Genomic DNA, 20,523 nt, shown 5'->3' with positions numbered 1-20,523 from the left:
TGGTTTTTGATAATGTAAGGAACACTCGCCGTGTTCCTTATTTTTATTATATAATGAGTTTAAGGTGATCAAATGTCAAAACATGATGAAATACTCGAATATATACACGCTCTGCCGGAAGGTGCCAAAATTTCAGTGAGACAGGTATCGGCAAATCTGGGTGTATCGGACGGTACCAGCTACCGGGCGATAAAATTCGCCGAAAAGGAAGGTCTTGTCAAAACGATAGAAAGAGTGGGCACTATCCGCGTTGCTCGGCGGGAATCCCATGGAGACGGAAATCTGACATTCCAGCAGGTGAACCGGGTCATACAGGGGACCATCCTTGCAGGGAGAAAAGGGATGAACCATGAAATAACACGTTTCATCATCGGTGCAATGCGTACAGAAGCACTTGAAACATACCTTGAAGAAGGTGCACTGCTGATTGTGGGCAACCGCGAAGATGCCCAGTGGCGGGCTTTGGGCAACCGTTCAGGGATGCTGATTACCGGTGGCTTCGGTCCGGCTGCGGGAATCATTGAAAGAGCAGAATCATTGGGACTTCCCGTCATTTCCACGAGTGCAGATACATTTTCAGTGGCATCTGTAATCCAGAGGGAGCTCTACAGCAGGTCGCTGATGACCAATGTAGTTACAGCAGCTGACCTTGTAATCAAACAGGAAGAATATGTATATGATTTGGAAATTGGCGATGCACGTGAATATATGCCGGCGGATAAAGTGACTGTCCTGGTGGACGGGGAGAGATATCTCGGAACTATTAGATCTTCTGATATTTCTTGGGTGGACAGAAACCGGTACAAAGAATGGATACAGCCAGATATCGAAGTGCCGCCGTCGAGTACTCTGCAGAGACTCAGACAGGTGATGAGCTGGCATCAGCTCAATATTGTTCCTGTTGTAGATAATGATAACCAGTTTCTGGGCGTTGTCCACCGAAGGGATGTATTCAAAGAATTCGAGCCCAGAAAACTCAGTACGGGCATGTCATCTGAAGAAGTGATTGACCGCGAAATAAGAATCGATGAGAACAAGATCCGCATGAAAGTCATGCCTTTCATGACGGATGAATACGGAAGCATCACCCAGTCCGCGTTCATGAGACTGATGGAGCGTCTGACGGGTGTGGTGCTGCAGAGTTACGATATTCACAGTTATCATATCGATTCCCTCAACCTGATGAACGTAAAGCTCGTGCAGCTCAACCAGGAAATCGTCCTCGAAGGCAACATCATCGATCTCGGAGACCAGTTTTTAAGGTTGGAAGTGGAAACTTCTACAGATGGAGGGATATTATCCAAGGCCATGCTAATGATCCAGCATTACAGCGATCACAAAAAATAGACAAGCGGACTCCCACTTGTCTATTTTCCGGTTTGACGCTGTTTGCGTTCAAACTCCTGCCATGCTTTTTCTTCGATTGGCAGATTGCCTTTGAAATACTTTCTGGCTGCGTTGAAATGCCAGATGTTATAAGCCCCCAACAGCACGAATAACGCACCTATTATATAGGAAACAGCTGTTTGAAACTGAACCACGGTGTTCAACCCGAAAGAGAGGATGAGCAGGCCAAGCCAGATTCTTGCTATACTGTTAAAATGTGCAGTTTGAACATCGCGTTTACTTCTGATTTCCCTTACTTTGAAAAGCAGGAACATGAAAAGGCTGACCAGAAGCAGGGTAACCAGAACAGATACTGATATTTGAAACAACATTTCCATCTGATACAACTCCATTCCATATTGTAGTATAATTTATAATGCTGACCAAGTAAATATTTACAAGGGGAGAATCTCAATTGTTCACAGAATATATAAAACAGTTTCCGCAATTAAAAGCACATTACAAAGAAGTGCTCAACCTGATCAACAAATATGATGAAATCATCATAATGCGTCATGTAAGGCCCGATCCCGATGCACTGGGATCACAGCTTGGATTAAAGGCAATTTTAAAGGTAATCTTTCCGAATAAATCCATCACCGCACTTGGGGAAGAGGAAGAATCCCTGAATTATTTAGGACGGATGGATACAGTTTCAACACTTGAGAATCCTTTGCTGATCGTATTGGATACGGCAAACAAGGATCGTATAGACGGCGATCTTTCCGTCGGTGAAAAGGTGATTAAAATCGATCACCATCCCGACCATGATTCTTATGGAGATATCAATATAGTTGAAACGGGTGTTTCATCCACTTCAGAACTTATTTATCTTCTCACCTCTCTATGGGGATTCGATAATGACTATATCAATGATGAATCTGCAAGAGTCCTGTTTGCGGGCATTGTCGGAGATACAGGCAGATTTTTATTCAGCAATACAAGCAGTATGACCCACAAAATCGCTTCTGAACTTAAAAAATTCGACTTTAATGCAGCGAAAGATATGCAGTTGATGAATGTCCAATCCATCAATCAGTTCAGGTTCAAAGGCTATCTGATCGATAATTTCGAAATCACTGAAAAAGGAGTACTCTCTGTATGGGTGCCGAAATCAGTGCTTAGAAAATATGAACTGACAAGTAATGAAGCGAGCATGAGTGTTAACCTTTACAGGGAAATCGAAGAAGCGAAGATATGGTTCATGGCAGTGGAGGAGGAAGATGAAATCCGCGTGAGACTCCGCTCCAAAGATACGGTGATAAACGATGTCGCAAAACAGTTTGGCGGCGGGGGACATCCATTTGCCAGCGGTGCGAGTCTGTCATCCAAAGAAGGTATCAGCGAGGTAATAGCAGCGCTGGATGACAAACTCTAGAAAGGAGCATAGTTGTCCATGATCAATTTGAACGTACACAGCTGTTTTGACTTTTTAAACAGCAATATTAAAATTGATGAACTTTTAGAAAAGGTATCCCGGGATGGGCAGCAGTCCGTTGCTCTGACAGATTTCAACCGTATGCACGGCGTATACAGTTTTTTGCAGCAGGCACCAAAATACGGTATAAAACCTTTGGTAGGCATGGAGATAAAGGTTGCTGACGGTATGGAGGGCATCCCTTTGATACTGATTGCAAAAAATGACCAGGGTTACAGGGAGCTTATAAGGCTGTCAGCGATGCTTTCTTATAAATCCATCACCCACACACCGCTGAAGTATCTCAAGGACAATATCGGTGAGTGTATTGCTGTAGCAAAAAGTGGTGCCGGCACAGAAGTGCTCGAGTCCCTGCAAATTGACGGCAGTGATAAATATCAGTCCCATGATGTCGGCGGGGAAGCTTTTACAAAAGTGTATGCCGAAGCTTCCCATTATCTGTTTTCACATGATCTGCCTGCAGTCAATGTACTCAATGCGATTCGGGATAATGTACGGCTGGATGTGAATGAAACTCTTGAGCAGAAAGGGACGGCATTCGTTAAAACTTTTGCCGATCTTGACGATGAAGAAAAATCCTGTCTGGAACACAGCCGGCAGCTCGCAGAGAAATGTAATGTCTCCATTCCTGAAACAGAACATGTCCTGCCCCGGTTCCCCCATGAAGATAATCACGGTTCCAAAGAATATTTATGGCAGCTGCTCACAGAACGGCTTTCCCAAGTGACTGATGGTGGAAGGGAATACACCGATCGGCTCAAGTATGAATATGACATCATCATTGAAATGGGATATGAAGATTACTTCCTGATTGTACAGGATGCCGTCAATTACGCCAAAAATTCTGGTGTCTATGTCGGACCCGGACGGGGATCCTCGAGTGCCAGCCTCGTTTCCTATCTGTTGAATATTACGGAAATTGACCCGTTGAAGTATAATTTGCTGTTTGAACGTTTTCTCAATCCTGAACGTGTGACGATGCCGGATATAGATATAGATTTCGAGGATACGCGGAGGGATGAGATTGTCGATTATCTAATCGGAAAGTACGGCACGATGAATGTCTCGCATATTATCACATATGGCACTTTGAGTGCGAAAATGGCGGCAAGGGATGTCGGCAGGGTTTTCGGTTTTTCCGAAGAGGAGTTGAAGCTGATTTCAAGCATCATCCCCGATACGCCGGGAGTGTCTCTTGAAAAAGTCTTTTCGAGTGAATCCTACCGTTCTTTGATGGAAACGGATGATAAATATAAGACATATGCAGATATATGCATGAAGATCGAAGGGCTTCCGAGACACTCTTCAACACACGCTGCTGGAGTACTGTTGAGTGAAAGTCCGTTGACAGATGTCGTTCCCGTCATTTTCCCCGACGGCCATACCCTTAGCCAGTGGACAATGACAGAAGTGGAGTCGGCAGGGCTGCTTAAAATTGACGTCCTGGGCCTGCGGAATTTGTCTTTGATCAGATATATGGTCAATAAAATCCGGAAAATCGATCCGGGCTTTAATATGAAGGAGATTCCTGAAAATGAAGCGGATGTATACCGCCTGCTTGCAAAAGGAGTCACACTGGGCATATTCCAGCTGGAATCGGATGGCATACGCAAAGTCATTCAGGATGTGAACCCTTCCGGATTTTTGGATCTGGCAGCAGTCATAGCGCTTTACAGACCGGGACCGATGAAGGAGATTCCGCATTTCATAGAAGGGAAAGAGAACCCCGAAAAAGTGGAATACCCGCATCCTGATCTGGAGGAGATATTAAAGGAAACATATGGGGTCATCGTGTATCAGGAGCAGATCATGCTGATCGCTTCAAAAATCGCCGGCTATTCCTATGCTGAAGCAGATATACTCAGACGGGCAATGAGCAAGAAGGACAGAGTGACGCTGGAAAAAGAACGTTCCCATTTTGAAAATGGGGCAAAAGAAAAAGGCTACGGTGTAAAGCTTGGCCGATTCATATTCGATCTCATCATGGAATTTGCCGATTATGGCTTCGTCAAAAGCCATGCGATTGCATACAGCCGGATTTCCTATATACTTGCGTATATAAAGACAAAGTATCCCGAGATCTTTTATTCTGTCATTTTAACGCATCATTTCGGCAATGATGTAAAGATAAAGCAGGTCACGGATGAAATCAGACAGCTGAGGATAAAGATACTGCCACCCGACATCAATCATTCTGTGTGGATGAACACGGCCGATAACGGTATCAGACTGGGCCTCGGCATGATCAGAGGAATTACATTCCGGACTGCCGAAGCAATCATAGATGAGAGGAAAAATGGACTTTTCAAAGACCTTTACGATTTGAAAACACGAGTCAACACCGTTAATCTGAACAAGAAGATGCTGAGGCAGCTGATCATTTCGGGAGCTTTGGATGGTTTTGAGGAAAACAGGAAAACTATGCTGCAGTCTTTGTCCATTGTGGATTCCATAAATGCAGAAGAATATTCACATGACTCATTTCTGAGTACATTGGGGTTCAGCGTCAAGAAAGAATATCAATATGCCGATGAGATGGACCCGCTGGAAATGCTTGAAGGGGAAAAGGAAGTATTCGGCTTCTATATATCAGAACATCCGATCAAGCTGAAACACCGGGCAATGCAGTATATTCCTTTCTCTCTGCTCCATCACAGTAAGCGGCGGGGCGAGTATCTGCTCTTCTACGAGAATGTAAAAGTTATCCGTACTAAAAAAGGTCAGAATATGGCATTCGCCAGGGTTTCTGACGGCTTCGAAGAAATTGAAGCCGTAATCTTCCCCAAAGTATATTTCAATATACATTCGAAACTTTCTGATAAGATGCTGGTGACTTCAGGCAGAATCGAAGAAAGAAAAGGGCAGAAGCAACTGATTATAGATGATGTCGCTCTGCCTGAAATTTTTGAGAAAGAGTTTTTAAAATCTGCGCGTCAGGTATTCATAAGGCATGCGGATAAATATGATCTTGGCGGAGTACTGGGCAACACAGGAATCCCGGTATCGAATTTCGCTAAACGGGAAGAAATCGGCCGGATAAAATTACAAGACCTGTCCGCGCTGATATCCACGACAGATAAAGAGGATATACGCATTTTAAGATAATTTGTTGTCACAGAATATTGATAATGTTAATATAAAAAGTGGTATGACCACTCAGAGAAAGGGAGATCAATTTGTCGCTAAGAGATGATGCACTACACATGCACAAGCAAAAGCAAGGAAAACTTTCAGTAAATTCCAAAGTGGAAATCAAAGATAGAGAGGCACTCAGTCTTGCCTATTCTCCAGGCGTTGCAGAGCCATGCAAAGAAATTTATGAAGATGAACGAACAGTCTTTGATTATACGATAAAAAGTAATACGGTAGGGGTGGTGACAGACGGATCTGCAGTCCTGGGACTCGGCAACATTGGTGCCAAGGCAAGCCTTCCTGTAATGGAAGGTAAGAGTGCACTATTCAAAAACTTCGCTGGGGTGGATTCATTCCCGATTGCCCTTGAAACTAATGATGTGGATGAAATTGTCAATACGGTCAAATTGATGACCCCTATCTTCGGAGGTATCAACCTTGAAGATATTTCTGCACCGAGATGCTTTGAAATTGAGGAAAGACTGAGCCGCGAGACGGATATTCCTATTTTTCATGATGATCAGCATGGGACTGCAATCGTAACCCTGAGTGGTCTTGTAAATGCCCTGAAGCTCACAAACCGTTCCCTGAACAAGATCAAGGTAGTCCTCAACGGTGCAGGTGCTGCAGGTGTAGCGATTGTCAATCTTCTTTACAGTTTCGGCGTCAAAGAAATGGTAATGTGTGACTCCAGAGGCGCGATCTATGAAGGTCGCCCGAACGGAATGAATCCAACTAAAGAGAGACTCGCAGAGTTCACAAACCAAAAGCAGATTCAGGGCGGTCTCGAAGACGTCATTAAAGATGCAGATGTGTTTATCGGTGTTTCCATCGAAGGGGCACTGACTGAGGATATGGTGAAGTCGATGGCAGAAGATCCGATCATCTTTGCGATGGCTAACCCAAACCCTGAAATCATGCCGGACGTTGCAAAAGCGGCCGGGGCAAGCATCATGGGTACAGGACGCAGTGATTTCCCCAACCAGATTAACAATGTACTTGCTTTTCCGGGTATTTTCAGAGGTGCGCTCGATGTAAGGGCGACCCATATCAATGATGAAATGAAAAAAGCAGCTGTCGTGGCGATTGCCGACCTGATTTCAGAAGATGAATTGAGAAGCGATTATGTCATCCCGGATGCATTCAACAAAGAGGTCGCTCCGAACGTTGCAAAAGCAGTAGCAAAAGCAGCGATGGAAAGCGGTGTCAGCCGTATTAAAGTGGATCCGGAAGAGGTCTATCAGAATACGTTAAATCTAACGCAGTAATTACGGGGGGACTATGGAAGAAAGAACGGGTTTGGAACATATCGTAGAACAAATTCATAACCTGATTGAGGCTGAAAATATCCAGGTGGGCGAAAAGCTCCCCAGTGAGAGGTATTTGAAGGATGAACTTAATGTCAGCCGTCAAAGTGTCAGAGAAGCACTCAGGGCGCTTGAACTCCTGGGCATCATATATGTACGTCGCGGGGAAGGTACTTTCCTTGCTGATATTGACAACCATCAGTTATTTCAATTGATTGGAAAGTATTTGATCAGAACCAAAAGGCAGCAGAATGAAATTATAGAGATTAAAGAAATGATTGAACATCATGTCAGATCAAAGCATGACAATGAGAATATGTCTGTTTATGATGATGACAATCAAATATTAAAAAAAATTCACGTTTTGCTCGATAAATATTCACGAGCCTTCAATTCGTAATAGAAGCAAGGGGTTAAGTATGTTAAAAGACTTGTTTTCCAAGCTGAACAAAAAAGTAAATGAAACTGACTCGAATGACGGAACGTTCGAAAACAGTGCGTCAATCATGACTAAGTGCCCAAACTGTAAAAAAATCCTTTATTCTAAAGAACTGTATAAAAGACTGAACGTCTGTACAAACTGCAATCATCATCTGCCGATCAGCAGCACGGAACGCATGGAAGCATTGATGGATGAAGGTACATTTACAATTCTCTTTGAAGAAGTGACATCGGCCAATCCTCTGGAATTCCCAAACTATGAATCAAAGCTTGAAAAAGATAAGCAAAAAACCGGCCTGAATGAGGCGGTCGTTTGTGCGGAAGGCGAAATAGAGGGAACCAGAGCAGTCGTTGCAATCATGGATTCTCGCTTCAGAATGGGAAGCATGGGTTCTGCTGTCGGTGAAAAACTGGCCAGATCATTCAGTCACGCCACTGAAAGAGGATTGCCGGTCATCGTCTTCACAGCAAGCGGCGGGGCCCGGATGCAGGAAGGGATAGTGTCCCTGATGCAGATGGCGAAAGTCAGTGTGGCGATTGAGAAGCATAACCAGGCAGGTCTTTTGTATATTGCCTATATGACGAACCCGACTACAGGCGGCGTATCCGCCAGCTTCGCTTCAGTTGGTGACATAAATCTGGCCGAGACTGGTGCCTTGATCGGTTTTGCGGGCAGACGTGTCATAGAAGAGACCATCAAGGAAAAATTGCCTGATGATTTCCAGACGGCGGAATTCTTGCTTAAACATGGTCAATTGGATCGGGTTGTCGATCGTAATGATATGAAAGACTATCTCGGAAAAATACTCAGAATGCATAGCGGGGTGTAGTCATGGCGTTCGAATTTGAAAAACCCATACTGGAACTGGAAGAAAAGATCGGCGAGCTTGAAAAGTACGCAGTGAAAAACAAGCTCGACCTGACAAAAGAAATCAGTTTTCTTGAAAAGAAAGTAACAGACAAGAAAGATGAAATCTATAACAATCTGACGCCATGGCAACGTGTGGAAATCGCAAGGTATATAAAACGGCCTACGACCTTGGAATATATCGATGCCGTATTCGATGATTTCATCGAATTTTTTGGAGACCGTGTCTACAGTGATGATGCCGCGGTTGTCGGTGGAATCGCTACGTACAAGGGCAGTCCTGTCACTATCATCGGACATCAGCGCGGACGTGATACGAAAGATAATATTAAGCGCAACTTCGGCATGGCGCATCCTGACGGTTACAGAAAAGCCCTGAGACTTATGAAACAGGCGGATAAATTCAACCGCCCGGTCATCTGTCTCATCGATACCAAGGGGGCATATCCGGGCAGGGCGGCGGAAGAACGCGGTCAAAGCGAATCCATCGCCCGGAACCTTGTTGAGATGGCCGGTTTGAAAGTTCCGGTTATAAGCATCGTCATCGGCGAGGGCGGATCCGGCGGTGCATTGGCGCTCGGTGTCTGCAATCGGCTGCTGATGCTTGAAAATGCAACCTATTCGGTGATTTCACCTGAAGGCGCAGCAAGTATCCTCTTCAAAGATGCTTCATTGAAAGAGATAGCAGCAGAATCATTGAAGATTACAGCGAATGATTTAAAGTCACTCGGCATTGCAGATGAAGTAATCAGAGAACCTCAGGGCGGTGCACACAACGACAGAGATGCAGTATACCGTTCACTTGATGAAACACTTGAGAAACACCTGGACGAATTGTCCACCCTGGACAGAGATGCTCTGATGGAAAACCGCTATCAGAAATATATGGATATTGGTATCTATGAAGAACAGTCTTAATGCTGACTGTTCTTTTTATGTGTAAAACGGTTTCAGAGGGGCAATACTTGGCTAAGGTATACTGATGTGCTATTTTTAATTTAAGACAATCAATCAACGGAGGTTACCTCATGAAAAAAATTGCGGTATTAACAAGTGGTGGAGACGCACCCGGTATGAACGCAGCTTTCCGTGCTGTCGTTCGTAAAAGTATTTATGAAGGTATAGAAGTATATGGTGTTTACCAGGGCTATCAGGGTCTTGTAAATGATAATATTAAAAAACTCGAACTTGGGGATGTCGGTGATATCATCCAAAGAGGAGGGACAAAGCTCTACTCTGCCAGATGTCCCGAATTCATCGAACCTGATGTAAGGCAAGAAGGTATCGATAATCTGAAAAAACGCGGCATCGATTCGCTGGTTGTCATCGGGGGCGACGGTTCCTACAGAGGAGCACAGAGACTGAATGAAGAAGGGATCAAGACGATTGGCGTACCGGGCACCATTGATAATGATATCAACGGTACTGACTTTACAATCGGTTTTGATACTGCTCTGAATACTGTTGTAGACGCTGTCGACAGGATCAGGGATACTGCGACCAGTCATGAACGTACATTCATTATCGAAGTGATGGGACGGGACGCAGGTGACCTTGCACTATGGGCAGGGGTTGCAGGCGGTGCAGAAACCATTTTGATTCCGGAAGCATCCTCTGATATCAAATCAGTTGCAGAACGGATTGAAACAGGGATGAACAGGGGTAAGAAGCATTCCATCATCATTGTTGCAGAAGGTGTAATGAGTGCTTCTGAATGTGGAGGAGAGCTTCGTAAGTATATAAACGTCGATACTCGCGAAAGTGTTCTGGGACATATGCAGCGCGGAGGGAAACCGACCGGCAATGACCGGGTGCTGGCCTCAAGGCTCGGAGCATATGCAGTTGAACTGCTGCTCGAAGGCGTAAGCGGACATGCCGTGGGTATCGAAAATAACAGCCTTTCAAAAACCAGCTTTGACAAAGTGTTCGAAGAACACCATAAAATTGATGAAGGATTATTCAGACTCTCTAAAGAGTTATCTATATAGGAGGAAATTATAAATGCGTAATACAAAAATCGTATGTACTATCGGACCGGCTTCTGAACACCCGGATATGCTGGAAAAACTGATTGAGGCTGGAATGAACGTGGCACGCCTCAATTTCTCCCACGGAGATCATGAGGAACACCGTGCACGTATTGAAAATATCAGAAAGACTGCTGACAGATTGGATAAGACAGTAGCAATACTGCTGGATACGAAAGGGCCGGAAATACGCACGAACTCTATGGAAGGCGGAGCGATAGAACTTGAAAAAGACCAGAAAATCATCGTTTCCATGGAAGAAGTCGTTGGTACCAGCGAGAAATTCTCAGTTACTTATGCAGGTTTGATTGACGATGTGGATACTCAGGATCGTATTCTCCTAGATGATGGGCTTGTGGAACTGAAAATTGAGAACATCCAGCATGATAAAGGTGAAATCCATTGCCGCGTGCTTAATGATGGCGTCCTTAAAAACAAAAAAGGGGTAAATGTACCTGGTGTTTCCGTAAAGCTTCCGGGGATTACTGATAAAGACCGGGAAGATATCATTTTCGGTATTGGTGAGGACATTGATTTCATCGCGGCGAGCTTTATCCGTACGAGCAGTGATGTACTAGAAATCCGTGAGCTGCTTGAGGAAAAATCAGCCGAGTCCATTAAAATAATCCCTAAAATAGAAAATCAGGAAGGAATCGACAACATCGACGGCATACTTGAGGTCTCAGATGGCTTGATGGTTGCCCGCGGAGATATGGGTGTCGAAATCCCGCCAGAATCTGTACCGATGGTGCAGAAAGATCTGATTAAAAAATGTAATCTGTTGGGCAAACCGGTAATTACTGCCACCCAGATGCTCGATTCCATGCAGCACAACCCAAGATGTACACGTGCAGAAGCGAGTGACGTGGCAAATGCTATCTACGATGGTACAGACGCAGTGATGCTCAGTGGTGAAACAGCAGCAGGTGACTATCCGCTTGAATCCGTACAGACAATGGCGAGTATCGCTGCTTCTGCAGAAGATGCACAGGATTACAAAAAGCTGTTGTCAGAGCGGACAAAATCCCTGCATACGAACATGGTAACTGCAATCGGTGTTTCTGTTGCGCATACGGCATTGAATTTGAAATGTAAGGCAATAGTGGCGGCAACGGAATCCGGGCATACTGCGAGAATGATTTCCAAGTATCGTCCGCATGCAGACATCGTTGCTGTTACACCACATGATAAGGTTGCCCGCCAGCTGCAGCTTGTATGGGGCGTTCATCCTGTGCTGAGAGAAGGCAGAAGAGATACGGATGCCCTTCTGAATACTTCGGTATCAGCTGCATTGGAGCAGGGCTTTGCAACGTATGGCGATCTGCTGATCATCACGGCAGGTGTTCCGGCAGGCGAAGCGGGTACTACTAATCTGATGAAACTTCATATTGTCGGAGATGTGCTCATCCGTGCACAGGGCATCGGAAGAAGAAGCGCAGTGGCAGAAACAGTAGTCCTTAATTCTGCTTCAGAGATAACAAAAAAGGATGTCGAAGATAAAGTTGTGGTCGTACAATCTGTTGAACCGGAAATGACGGAACATCTGGAGAATGCCGCCGGTATTGTAACTGTTGAGGGCGGACTGACTTCACACGGGGCAATCATCGGATTGAACCTCAATCTGCCGACAATTGTCGGGGCGACGGATGCATTCGGTGTGTTGGAAGATGGTATGGTGGTCACTATAGATGCAGAACAAAACTGTATATTCAGCGGGCATGCAAATGTACTGTAATAAAAATTGATCATTAATGATGTACGCCCCGGAAACTATGTGACAACCTGGTTTCCGGGGCTTTGGCATGTATTTTTTATTGTTGTGGAGATTGTAGTGGGCCGGTATAATGATGTTGAGGTGGCTGAAATGAAAAGAATATTATTACTTATGCTGATGGCGATAGTGCTTACTGCCTGCGGAAACGAAGACAGTTCGGGCGGGGAAAAGAGTGCTGAAGAAAATGAAAACCAGAATGCATCACAGGAGTCGGAAGAACCTGAACAGACAGAAGAGAGCCAACAGGAGAAGACCGATGCATCTGAAATCATAGAGGAAGCAATAGCCGAATGGGGCGATACATCCAGTTATGAGGCAAGACAGACGTTCACCATTTCTTCGGAAGACACCCAAAATGTCGTCCGGACAATAACCACACAGAGTGAACAGGATGAAGTGAAGGTTGAGGTCGATAACGGAAGTGCTATAAGTTCCCATTATATTATAGATGGAGATCATTTTATCTATGAAGATGGCAACATTAGTGAAGAAGAGAAAGATGTAGACATGAGCGGCAGCACTTACGGAGAGATCATCACAAGTCTGGAGGCATTCAAAGAGGGCGATGCATCCAAAACCGATGAAGGATATAAGATTGAATTTCCTGTGAAATCCGCGGAAGAAGTTTCAGTATTTTTAAATGATGAAGTGCTGAATTCTCTGGATAATGCCGAAAGTTTAAACGGTCTTGTTACAGTAACCCTGAATGATGAATATCAATACACAGGCGGAAAACTGACTCTGACAGTAGAGAGTGAAGGCCGGGAAATCAATATGATTTCGAATCTGGGAATCACACGCATCGGTGAAATCGATGTTTTGGAAAAACCTAAAAATATGTAATTTATCAATACTCCATATACAAATATGGAGTATTTTTATTTCATAAAATCAAAGGGTGTTATAAATTTACACTATTTAAATAATTCATAAAATTGACATAATTTTAAACTACAAATAAAATGTAACTACAAAGGGGGAATTTAAATGAAAGAAATTGATTATGAGAAGATTGCTGAGCAACCTGAATTCAAAACGCTTCTCAGCACGAGGAACAAATTCATTATGCCCATAAGCATTTTCTTCATCATTGCAACATTGTTGTTTCCGGTACTTACCGGCTATACCACAATTTTGAATAATGAAGCATTCGGTAATATTTCATGGGCGTGGATTTATGCTCTTTTGCTTTTTGTCATGGTATGGACGCTTGTCACAATTTATATGAAACGGGCTAAAATATTTGATAAAGAAGCGGACGAAATCATCAGGAAGTACAGGGAAGGGGAAGAGGAATGAGTGCAACTGTAATCATAATGTTTTTGGTGTTTGTCGGAGCTACACTTGTTATCACATACTTTGCTTCCAAAAGGACAAATTCAACGAAAGATTTTTATACAGCAGGCGGAGGATTGACCGGATGGCAGAACGGTCTCGCCATTTCGGGCGATTATCTTTCCGCAGCGTCATTTCTTGGAATCGCAGGAGCCATCGCACTATGGGGATTCGACGGGTTCTTCTATAGTGTCGGATACTTAACAGCATATCTGGTCGTATTGTATATTGTCGCAGAGCCGTTACGCAACTTAGGTAAATACACGGTGGCTGACATGATCGCGGCACGGTTTGAATTAAAGAAAGTAAGGGCATTCGCCGCATTGTCGTCCATTACTATCGTAATTTTCTATATGCTTGCCCAACTCGTCGGTGCGGGGGCGCTGATTCAGCTTCTGTTTGGAATACCATACAGTCTATCGGTGATCATTGTCGGAATCATGATGACGATATACGTATTGTTTGGTGGAATGACGGCAACGAGCTGGGTTCAGATGGTCAAGGCTGTACTGCTGATGATTGGTACGGTAATCATTTCATTTTTAGTACTGCTTCATTTCAATTTCAACATTTTCACGATGTTTGGTGAGATGAAGAATATAAGTGCTCCGGAATTCAAGGGAGAATTTTTAAATCCAGGGGCGCAAGGAGCATCACCGCTCAATAACATCTCTCTGATGATAGCACTTCTGTTCGGTACTGCAGGTCTGCCGCATATTCTTATGAGATTCTTTACTGTGCGGGACGCCAAAACAGCAAGAAGTTCGGTCATGTGGGCGACTTGGATCATCGGTATATTCTATATACTTACGATTTTCCTTGGTTTTGGTGCAGCGGCACTTCTCTCAAGGGAAGAAATCATCGCAGCCAACCCGGCGGGTAACATGGCAGCACCGCTTCTTGCTGATAGGCTCGGCGGGGATCTGCTGATGTCATTTGTATCAGCAGTGGCATTCGCTACGATTCTTGCTGTAGTGGCAGGACTTGTCCTCTCAGGTGCCAGTGCGTTTGCACATGATATTTACGGCCAGGTCATCAAAAAAGGTAAAATTTCGGAACAGCAGCAGATGCTGGCTGCCAAAATTGCAGCGTTCAGTGTGAGTGTGCTTTCTATTGTGCTGGCAATCTTTGCTCAAAACCAGAACGTTGCTTTCCTTGTGTCCCTGGCATTCTGTGTAGCAGCAAGTGCAAACTTGCCAGTAATTGTATTTACAATTTTTTGGAAGCGGTTCAATACCCATGGAGCTGTTACAGGGATATTGACGGGGCTGATCGTTTCATTGGTACTTGTTATTCTGGGACCGAACGTCATGGATCCTTCTGGAGCTGCCTTCATAGCAATGGAACCGGTATTCCCGTTGGATAATCCGGCAATCCTATCAGTGCCTGCCGGTTTTCTCGGTGCTTTTCTGGGCACCTTTCTCGGAAAAGAAGAGTCACAGAAGAAGTACCGGGAAGTACAGGTCAAAGCTGCAACAGGTATTTCCACATCAGAGACCACGCACTGAATATAAGGTTAACTTATATGTTTCGATAAGTTAATTAACAGTTTCTTATATGGAGCGCAAATCTTTTAAGATTTGCGCTTTTTCCTTTAGTGAAGCGGTTTCAGGGCTTTTAACGAATAATTTTTCACAATCTTTAAGAAAATTTGATTTGTTCACAAAGTTATTGAATTTGCTATAATGGTGTAGAGGCCAACAGGCTGTATCTTTAATTTATTAAAGGAGAATCGATATGTCTGAGAAAAAAGGTTTAGAAGGTGTTGTGGCGCTTGAATCACGCATCAGCTCCATCATCGGTTCACAGTTGACATACTGTGGATATGAGATAGACGACCTTGCAGAAAATGCAATGTTCGAGGAAGTGGTATTCCTTCTATGGAATGACAGACTTCCGAATCAATCGGAATTGGATGAATTCCGTGAGAAGCTCTTCGGATATATGACGCTTGATCCTAAAATCCACAGTCATTTTGAAGGGTACAACACTGATGATGTCCATCCGATGACTGCAATCAGAACCGCTGTATCCTATCTGGCTCACTTCGATGAGCTGACTGAGGAAATGAACGAAGAGGCAAACCATGAAAAAGCAATTAAAATTCAGGCGCAGATTGCTTCTTTAGTTGCAGCTTTCGCCAGAACAAGAAACGGAAAAGAAATTTTAAATCCGAAAAAAGAATACAGCTATGCTGCCAACTTCCTTTACATGCTTAATGGCGAAGTGCCTAATGACATTGAAGTTGAGGCGATGAACAAGGCTCTTGTACTTCATGCAGACCATGAACTTAATGCATCTACATTTACAGCCCGTGTCTGTGTTGCAACTTTATCCGACGTCTATTCCGGAGTTACAGCTGCAATCGGTGCGCTTAAAGGACCTCTTCACGGCGGTGCCAATGAGCGTGTAATGGCAATGCTGTCTGAAATTGAATCTGTAGATGCGGTAGAAGGATATCTGCAGGAAAAATTCGACAACAAAGAAAAAATCATGGGTATGGGCCACCGTGTGTACAAAGAAGGCGACCCGCGTGCCAAATACCTGAAAGATATGTCACAGAAACTGACTGAACAGCGCGGAGAACCTGAACTCTATGAAAAATCGGCTAAAATTGCTGAGATTGTGGAAAAAGAAAAAGGTCTCCTTCCGAACGTTGACTTCTTCAGTGCTTCTGTTTACCATTCACTTGGTATCGACCACGATCTGTTTACACCTATATTCACGATGAGCCGTATGTCAGGCTGGCTTGCTCATATTCTTGAGCAGTATGCTGACAACCGTCTGATTCGCCCAAGAGCAGAATATGTTGGCCAAACAGGCAAGAAGTATGATTCAATCGAAAATAGATAAACAATAACACATAAAATTCTGGAGGTATTTGAATAATGTCAAGCTCAAAAATCACTACTGATAACGGTGTACTGAATGTACCTGATAATCCGGTTATTCCATTTATAGAAGGGGACGGAATCGGCCCTGACATCTGGAGTGCAGCCAGCAAAGTACTTGATGCTGCTGTAGAAAAAGCTTACAACGGCGAGAAGAAAATCGAATGGAAAGAAGTGCTGGCGGGACAGAAAGCTTTCGATAAAACCGGAGAATGGCTGCCAAAAGAAACACTTGATACCATTGATGAATATCTGCTCGCAATCAAAGGCCCTCTGACGACACCAATCGGCGGCGGAATCCGTTCATTGAACGTAGCGCTCAGACAGGAACTGGATCTTTTCACTTGCCTGCGTCCTGTAAGATACTTCGATGGCGTGCCTTCCCCGATCAAGCGTCCGGAAGACACTGACATGGTAATCTTCCGTGAGAATACTGAAGATATCTATGCAGGTATAGAGTTCCAGGAAGGTACTGATGAAGTCAAAAAAGTGATTGATTTCCTTCAGAACGAAATGGGAGCAAAAAATATCCGTTTCCCTGAAACTTCCGGCATAGGCATCAAACCGGTTTCCAAAGAAGGTACGGAGCGTCTGGTGCGTTCTGCAATCAACTACGCGATTGATAACAACCGTCCTTCCGTAACGCTGGTTCACAAAGGCAACATCATGAAATTTACAGAAGGTGCATTCAAAGCATGGGGTTACGACCTCGCGGAGCGTGAATTCGGCGATAAAGTATTCACATGGAAAGAGTACGATAAGATTGTTGAAGAAAAAGGCAGAGAAGAAGCTGACAAAGTTCAGGGAGAAGCTGAAGCTTCCGGTAAGATCATCATCAAGGATGCAATTGCGGATATCTTCCTGCAGCAGATCCTTACACGTCCGAAAGATTTCGGTGTTGTCGCTACTATGAACTTGAACGGTGACTACATTTCTGATGCACTTGCTGCACAGGTTGGCGGTATCGGTATCGCTCCGGGTGCGAACATCAACTATGAAACAGGCCATGCAATCTTTGAAGCAACTCACGGAACTGCGCCTAAATACGCAGGACTTGATAAAGTCAATCCATCCTCAGTTGTGCTTTCCGGTGTATTGATGCTGGAACACCTCGGCTGGCAGGAAGCGGCTGACCTTGTTACAAAAGCAATGGAAAAAACAATTGCTTCCAAAGTTGTCACTTATGACTTTGCGAGACTCATGGACAATGCCAAAGAAGTGAAATGTTCTGAATTCGGAAACGAACTCATCAAAAATATGTAATTCACTTTGTTGACAAAGGAAGTGTACAGCATGGAAAGAAAGAAAATATCTGTAATCGGCGCCGGTTTTACCGGTGCCACTACAGCATTTATCGCTGCAGCCAAAGAGCTCGGAGATATTGTTCTTGTCGACATTCCACAATCTGAAAGCCCAACAAAAGGAAAAGCTTTGGATATGCAGGAAGCTACTCCTGTATTGGGTGTAGACGCCAGAATTACCGGTACCAGCAACTATGAGGATACAAAAGGTTCAGATATTGTAATCATTACAGCAGGAATTGCACGTAAGCCCGGTATGAGCCGTGACGACCTCGTTAAGACGAATCAGAAAGTCATGGCTGCTGTAACACGGGATATTGTTAAACACTCACCGGATTGTACGATCATCGTGCTTACCAATCCTGTGGATGCAATGACATATACAGTGTATAAGGAATCCGGTCTGCCAAAAAACAGAGTCATCGGACAATCCGGTGTACTGGACACAGCAAGGTTCCGGACATTTGTAGCGGAAGAATTAGGTCTTTCAGTCAAAGACGTCCAAGGGTTTGTCCTGGGCGGCCACGGTGATGATATGGTGCCTCTGATCCGCTATTCAAGTGTTGGCGGGGTCCCTCTTACAGACTTGATAGAGCAGGAGAAGATAGACAGCATTATTGAACGCACACGCAAGGGTGGTGCTGAAATCGTCAATCTTCTTGGAAACGGTTCTGCCTACTATGCACCGGCGGCAGCACTTGTACAGATGGCTGAAGCGATTTTAAAAGACCAGAAACGTGTTCTGCCTTCCATCGCTTATCTTGAAGGTGAGTATGGATATGACGGACTGTACCTCGGGGTTCCAACAGTGCTTGGCACCGACGGTATAGAAAAGATCATCGAGCTTGAACTGACTGACGATGAAAGAAAACAACTTGATAAATCAAGAGATTCAGTGATCAGTGTTATGAATGTTCTAAAATAACCTTTGAAAAAAGTGTATTAGAATATTATACTGAGAAAGTCACCATAAGGTGACTTTTTTCATTTATTTAAATAGGAGGAAAATTTCGAAAATGGAAAATAGGGAAAAGAAACATGGGATGTTTCAAAAGTTCCTGGATTTTGTTGAGTGGCTTGGGAATAAGCTTCCACATCCGGTAACTTTATTCGCAATACTTGCAGTTTTGACACTTGTGGCATCTGCTTTGTTCTCAATGGCAGGTGTATCCGTTCAGCACCCTGGGGAGGGCAATGAGACGGTCACAGTCAATAATCTGCTCAATTCAGAAGGTATCAGCTACATATTTGAAAGCATGACTGATAATTTCATCAACTTCGCACCGCTTGGCGTCGTACTTGTTACAATGCTGGGCATCGGAGTAGCCGAAAGATCCGGTCTGATCGGAGCAGTGCTTAAAGGGTTTGTTCTGTCGATTCCTAAAAGCCTGATTACTGCCGGTCTCGTATTTGCAGGTATCATGTCATCTGTGGCATCCGATGCCGGCTACGTCGTCCTGCCTCCGCTGGGAGCCCTTTTATACCTGGCACTTGGCAGACATCCGCTTGCCGGTCTCGCTGCAGCATTTGCCGGAGTATCAGCAGGCTTCTCGGCCAATCTGCTTCTCAGTGGTACGGATGTAATGCTGATGGAGCTTTCCGCCGCTGGTGCAGCGCTCATAGATCCTGCATATGCAGAATCCATGAACGTGGCATTCAACTGGTATTTCATCGTATCAAGTGTATTCCTGCTGACACTGGTAGGCTGGTTCGTATCCGACAAGATTGTCGAACCGCGTCTTGGAACTTTTAAAATGGATGAAGATGATGAGAATAATACACTGGCAGATGCAGAGGATATTCAGACTCTTCAGCCGATCGAGAAAAAAGGCATGATTTGGGCCGGTGTTTCTCTTGTCATCGGTCTGATACTGGCACTCTTGCTTGTAGTACTTCCGAATTCCCCTATGCGCGGACCGGATGATGTGGGGAACTACATGGACACCATCATCCAATCGCCGTTCATGAGCTCGCTTGTGCCGATTATCGCGATTCTCTTCCTTATACCCGGCATCGTATATGGTATGGTGACGAAGAGTATCAAAAATGATAAGGATGTCGCCAACCAGATGACTGAAACCATGGCTTCCATGGGAATGTTCATCGTTCTTGCATTTGCTGCGGGGCAGTTCGTTGCATATTTCACTGAATCCAACCTCGGCATCGTCATCGGTGTTTATGGCGCAGAGATTCTTGACAGTCTTCAGCTTACCGGCGTGCCGCTGATTATTGGATTCATGCTGGTTACAGCATTCGTCAATCTGTTCATCGGAAGCGCAAGTGCAAAATGGGCGATGATGGCACCGATTTTCGTGCCGATCCTGATGCAGCTTGGTTATTCTCCGGAATTGACCACAATGGCTTACAGGGTTGCCGATTCCAGTACGAACATCATCACACCATTGATGACATATTTTGCGATCATCATTGCATTTGCACAGAAATACGATAAGAACATTGGTATCGGAACATTGATTTCTGTAATGCTTCCATACTCAATATGCTTCTTCATCTTCTGGGCAATCATGCTGATCGTCTGGATGCTTCTCGGAATACCACTCGGTCCGGATGCACCAATACATTATCCTGGATAAATCAAGACACAGCTCCGGCTGTGTCTTTT

At 44.5% G+C, this 20,523-nt stretch carries 17 protein-coding genes; 16 read left to right on the top strand and 1 reads right to left on the bottom strand.

The window, feature by feature from the left end:
- Positions 1 to 72: 72 nt before the first annotated feature.
- Positions 73 to 1,347, top strand: a complete 1,275-nt coding sequence (locus BM271_RS12625; RefSeq protein WP_046790431.1) for a DRTGG domain-containing protein — start codon at positions 73 to 75, stop codon at positions 1,345 to 1,347.
- Between the two features lie 20 nt (positions 1,348 to 1,367).
- Here BM271_RS12625 and BM271_RS12620 read toward each other — a convergent pair whose 3' ends face one another.
- The gene (locus BM271_RS12620) at positions 1,368 to 1,724 is read right to left on the bottom strand and encodes a YtpI family protein (protein ID WP_046790430.1); all 357 of its coding nucleotides are present in this window, start codon (positions 1,722 to 1,724) and stop codon (positions 1,368 to 1,370) included.
- A gap of 77 nt (positions 1,725 to 1,801) precedes the next feature.
- Here BM271_RS12620 and BM271_RS12615 point away from each other — a divergent pair, with 77 nt between their 5' ends.
- The 15 genes from BM271_RS12615 (at position 1,802) to BM271_RS12545 (ending at position 20,494) form a co-directional block, all read left to right on the top strand.
- The gene (locus tag BM271_RS12615) at positions 1,802 to 2,764 is read left to right on the top strand and encodes a DHH family phosphoesterase (RefSeq protein ID WP_052749866.1); all 963 of its coding nucleotides are present in this window, start codon (positions 1,802 to 1,804) and stop codon (positions 2,762 to 2,764) included.
- A gap of 18 nt (positions 2,765 to 2,782) precedes the next feature.
- Entirely contained in the window at positions 2,783 to 5,929 is a 3,147-nt protein-coding gene (locus tag BM271_RS12610; RefSeq protein WP_046790429.1) for a DNA polymerase III subunit alpha, read from the top strand.
- A 71-nt stretch (positions 5,930 to 6,000) separates the two neighbouring features.
- The gene (ystJ, locus tag BM271_RS12605; protein WP_046790428.1) at positions 6,001 to 7,224 is read left to right on the top strand and encodes an NADP-dependent malic enzyme; all 1,224 of its coding nucleotides are present in this window, start codon (positions 6,001 to 6,003) and stop codon (positions 7,222 to 7,224) included.
- A gap of 13 nt (positions 7,225 to 7,237) precedes the next feature.
- Positions 7,238 to 7,663 carry a FadR/GntR family transcriptional regulator gene (locus tag BM271_RS12600; protein ID WP_046790427.1) on the top strand — a complete coding sequence of 142 codons (426 nt, stop codon included), beginning with the start codon at positions 7,238 to 7,240 and terminating at the stop codon, positions 7,661 to 7,663.
- A gap of 19 nt (positions 7,664 to 7,682) precedes the next feature.
- Positions 7,683 to 8,534, top strand: coding sequence for an acetyl-CoA carboxylase, carboxyltransferase subunit beta (gene accD / locus BM271_RS12595; RefSeq protein WP_046790426.1), 852 nt, complete (start codon positions 7,683 to 7,685; stop codon positions 8,532 to 8,534).
- 2 nt (positions 8,535 to 8,536) lie between these two features.
- Entirely contained in the window at positions 8,537 to 9,490 is a 954-nt protein-coding gene (locus BM271_RS12590) for an acetyl-CoA carboxylase carboxyltransferase subunit alpha (protein WP_046790425.1), read from the top strand.
- Between the two features lie 110 nt (positions 9,491 to 9,600).
- Entirely contained in the window at positions 9,601 to 10,560 is a 960-nt protein-coding gene (gene pfkA, locus BM271_RS12585) for a 6-phosphofructokinase (RefSeq protein ID WP_046790424.1), read from the top strand.
- A 13-nt stretch (positions 10,561 to 10,573) separates the two neighbouring features.
- Positions 10,574 to 12,334: a pyruvate kinase gene (pyk, locus tag BM271_RS12580; RefSeq protein ID WP_046790423.1), complete on the top strand. Its 1,761-nt coding sequence runs from the start codon at positions 10,574 to 10,576 to the stop codon at positions 12,332 to 12,334.
- 129 nt (positions 12,335 to 12,463) lie between these two features.
- Positions 12,464 to 13,216: a hypothetical protein gene (locus tag BM271_RS12575; RefSeq protein ID WP_046791505.1), complete on the top strand. Its 753-nt coding sequence runs from the start codon at positions 12,464 to 12,466 to the stop codon at positions 13,214 to 13,216.
- Positions 13,217 to 13,360: 144 nt separating this feature from the next.
- Positions 13,361 to 13,672: a DUF485 domain-containing protein gene (locus BM271_RS12570; RefSeq protein ID WP_046790422.1), complete on the top strand. Its 312-nt coding sequence runs from the start codon at positions 13,361 to 13,363 to the stop codon at positions 13,670 to 13,672.
- Complete coding sequence (locus BM271_RS12565; RefSeq protein WP_046790421.1) at positions 13,669 to 15,216, top strand: solute symporter family protein; 1,548 nt, start codon at positions 13,669 to 13,671, stop codon at positions 15,214 to 15,216. The genes BM271_RS12570 and BM271_RS12565 overlap by 4 nt, the downstream gene beginning before the upstream one ends.
- Before the next feature lie 229 nt (positions 15,217 to 15,445).
- A complete protein-coding gene (locus BM271_RS12560; RefSeq protein WP_046790420.1) occupies positions 15,446 to 16,561 on the top strand; it encodes a citrate synthase in 1,116 nt (371 codons plus the stop codon).
- 35 nt (positions 16,562 to 16,596) lie between these two features.
- Entirely contained in the window at positions 16,597 to 17,862 is a 1,266-nt protein-coding gene (gene icd, locus BM271_RS12555) for an NADP-dependent isocitrate dehydrogenase (RefSeq protein ID WP_046790419.1), read from the top strand.
- A 30-nt stretch (positions 17,863 to 17,892) separates the two neighbouring features.
- Positions 17,893 to 18,825: a malate dehydrogenase gene (gene mdh / locus BM271_RS12550; RefSeq protein ID WP_046790418.1), complete on the top strand. Its 933-nt coding sequence runs from the start codon at positions 17,893 to 17,895 to the stop codon at positions 18,823 to 18,825.
- A gap of 91 nt (positions 18,826 to 18,916) precedes the next feature.
- Positions 18,917 to 20,494, top strand: a complete 1,578-nt coding sequence (locus BM271_RS12545; protein ID WP_046790417.1) for an AbgT family transporter — start codon at positions 18,917 to 18,919, stop codon at positions 20,492 to 20,494.
- Positions 20,495 to 20,523 lie beyond the last annotated feature (29 nt).

Origin of the sequence: Salinicoccus halodurans (assembly GCF_900114445.1) — a bacterium.
GTDB classification, from domain to species: domain Bacteria; phylum Bacillota; class Bacilli; order Staphylococcales; family Salinicoccaceae; genus Salinicoccus; species Salinicoccus halodurans.
Note: the sequence above shows the minus strand (reverse complement) of the source record. Positions and strands in the feature narration are given on the sequence as shown.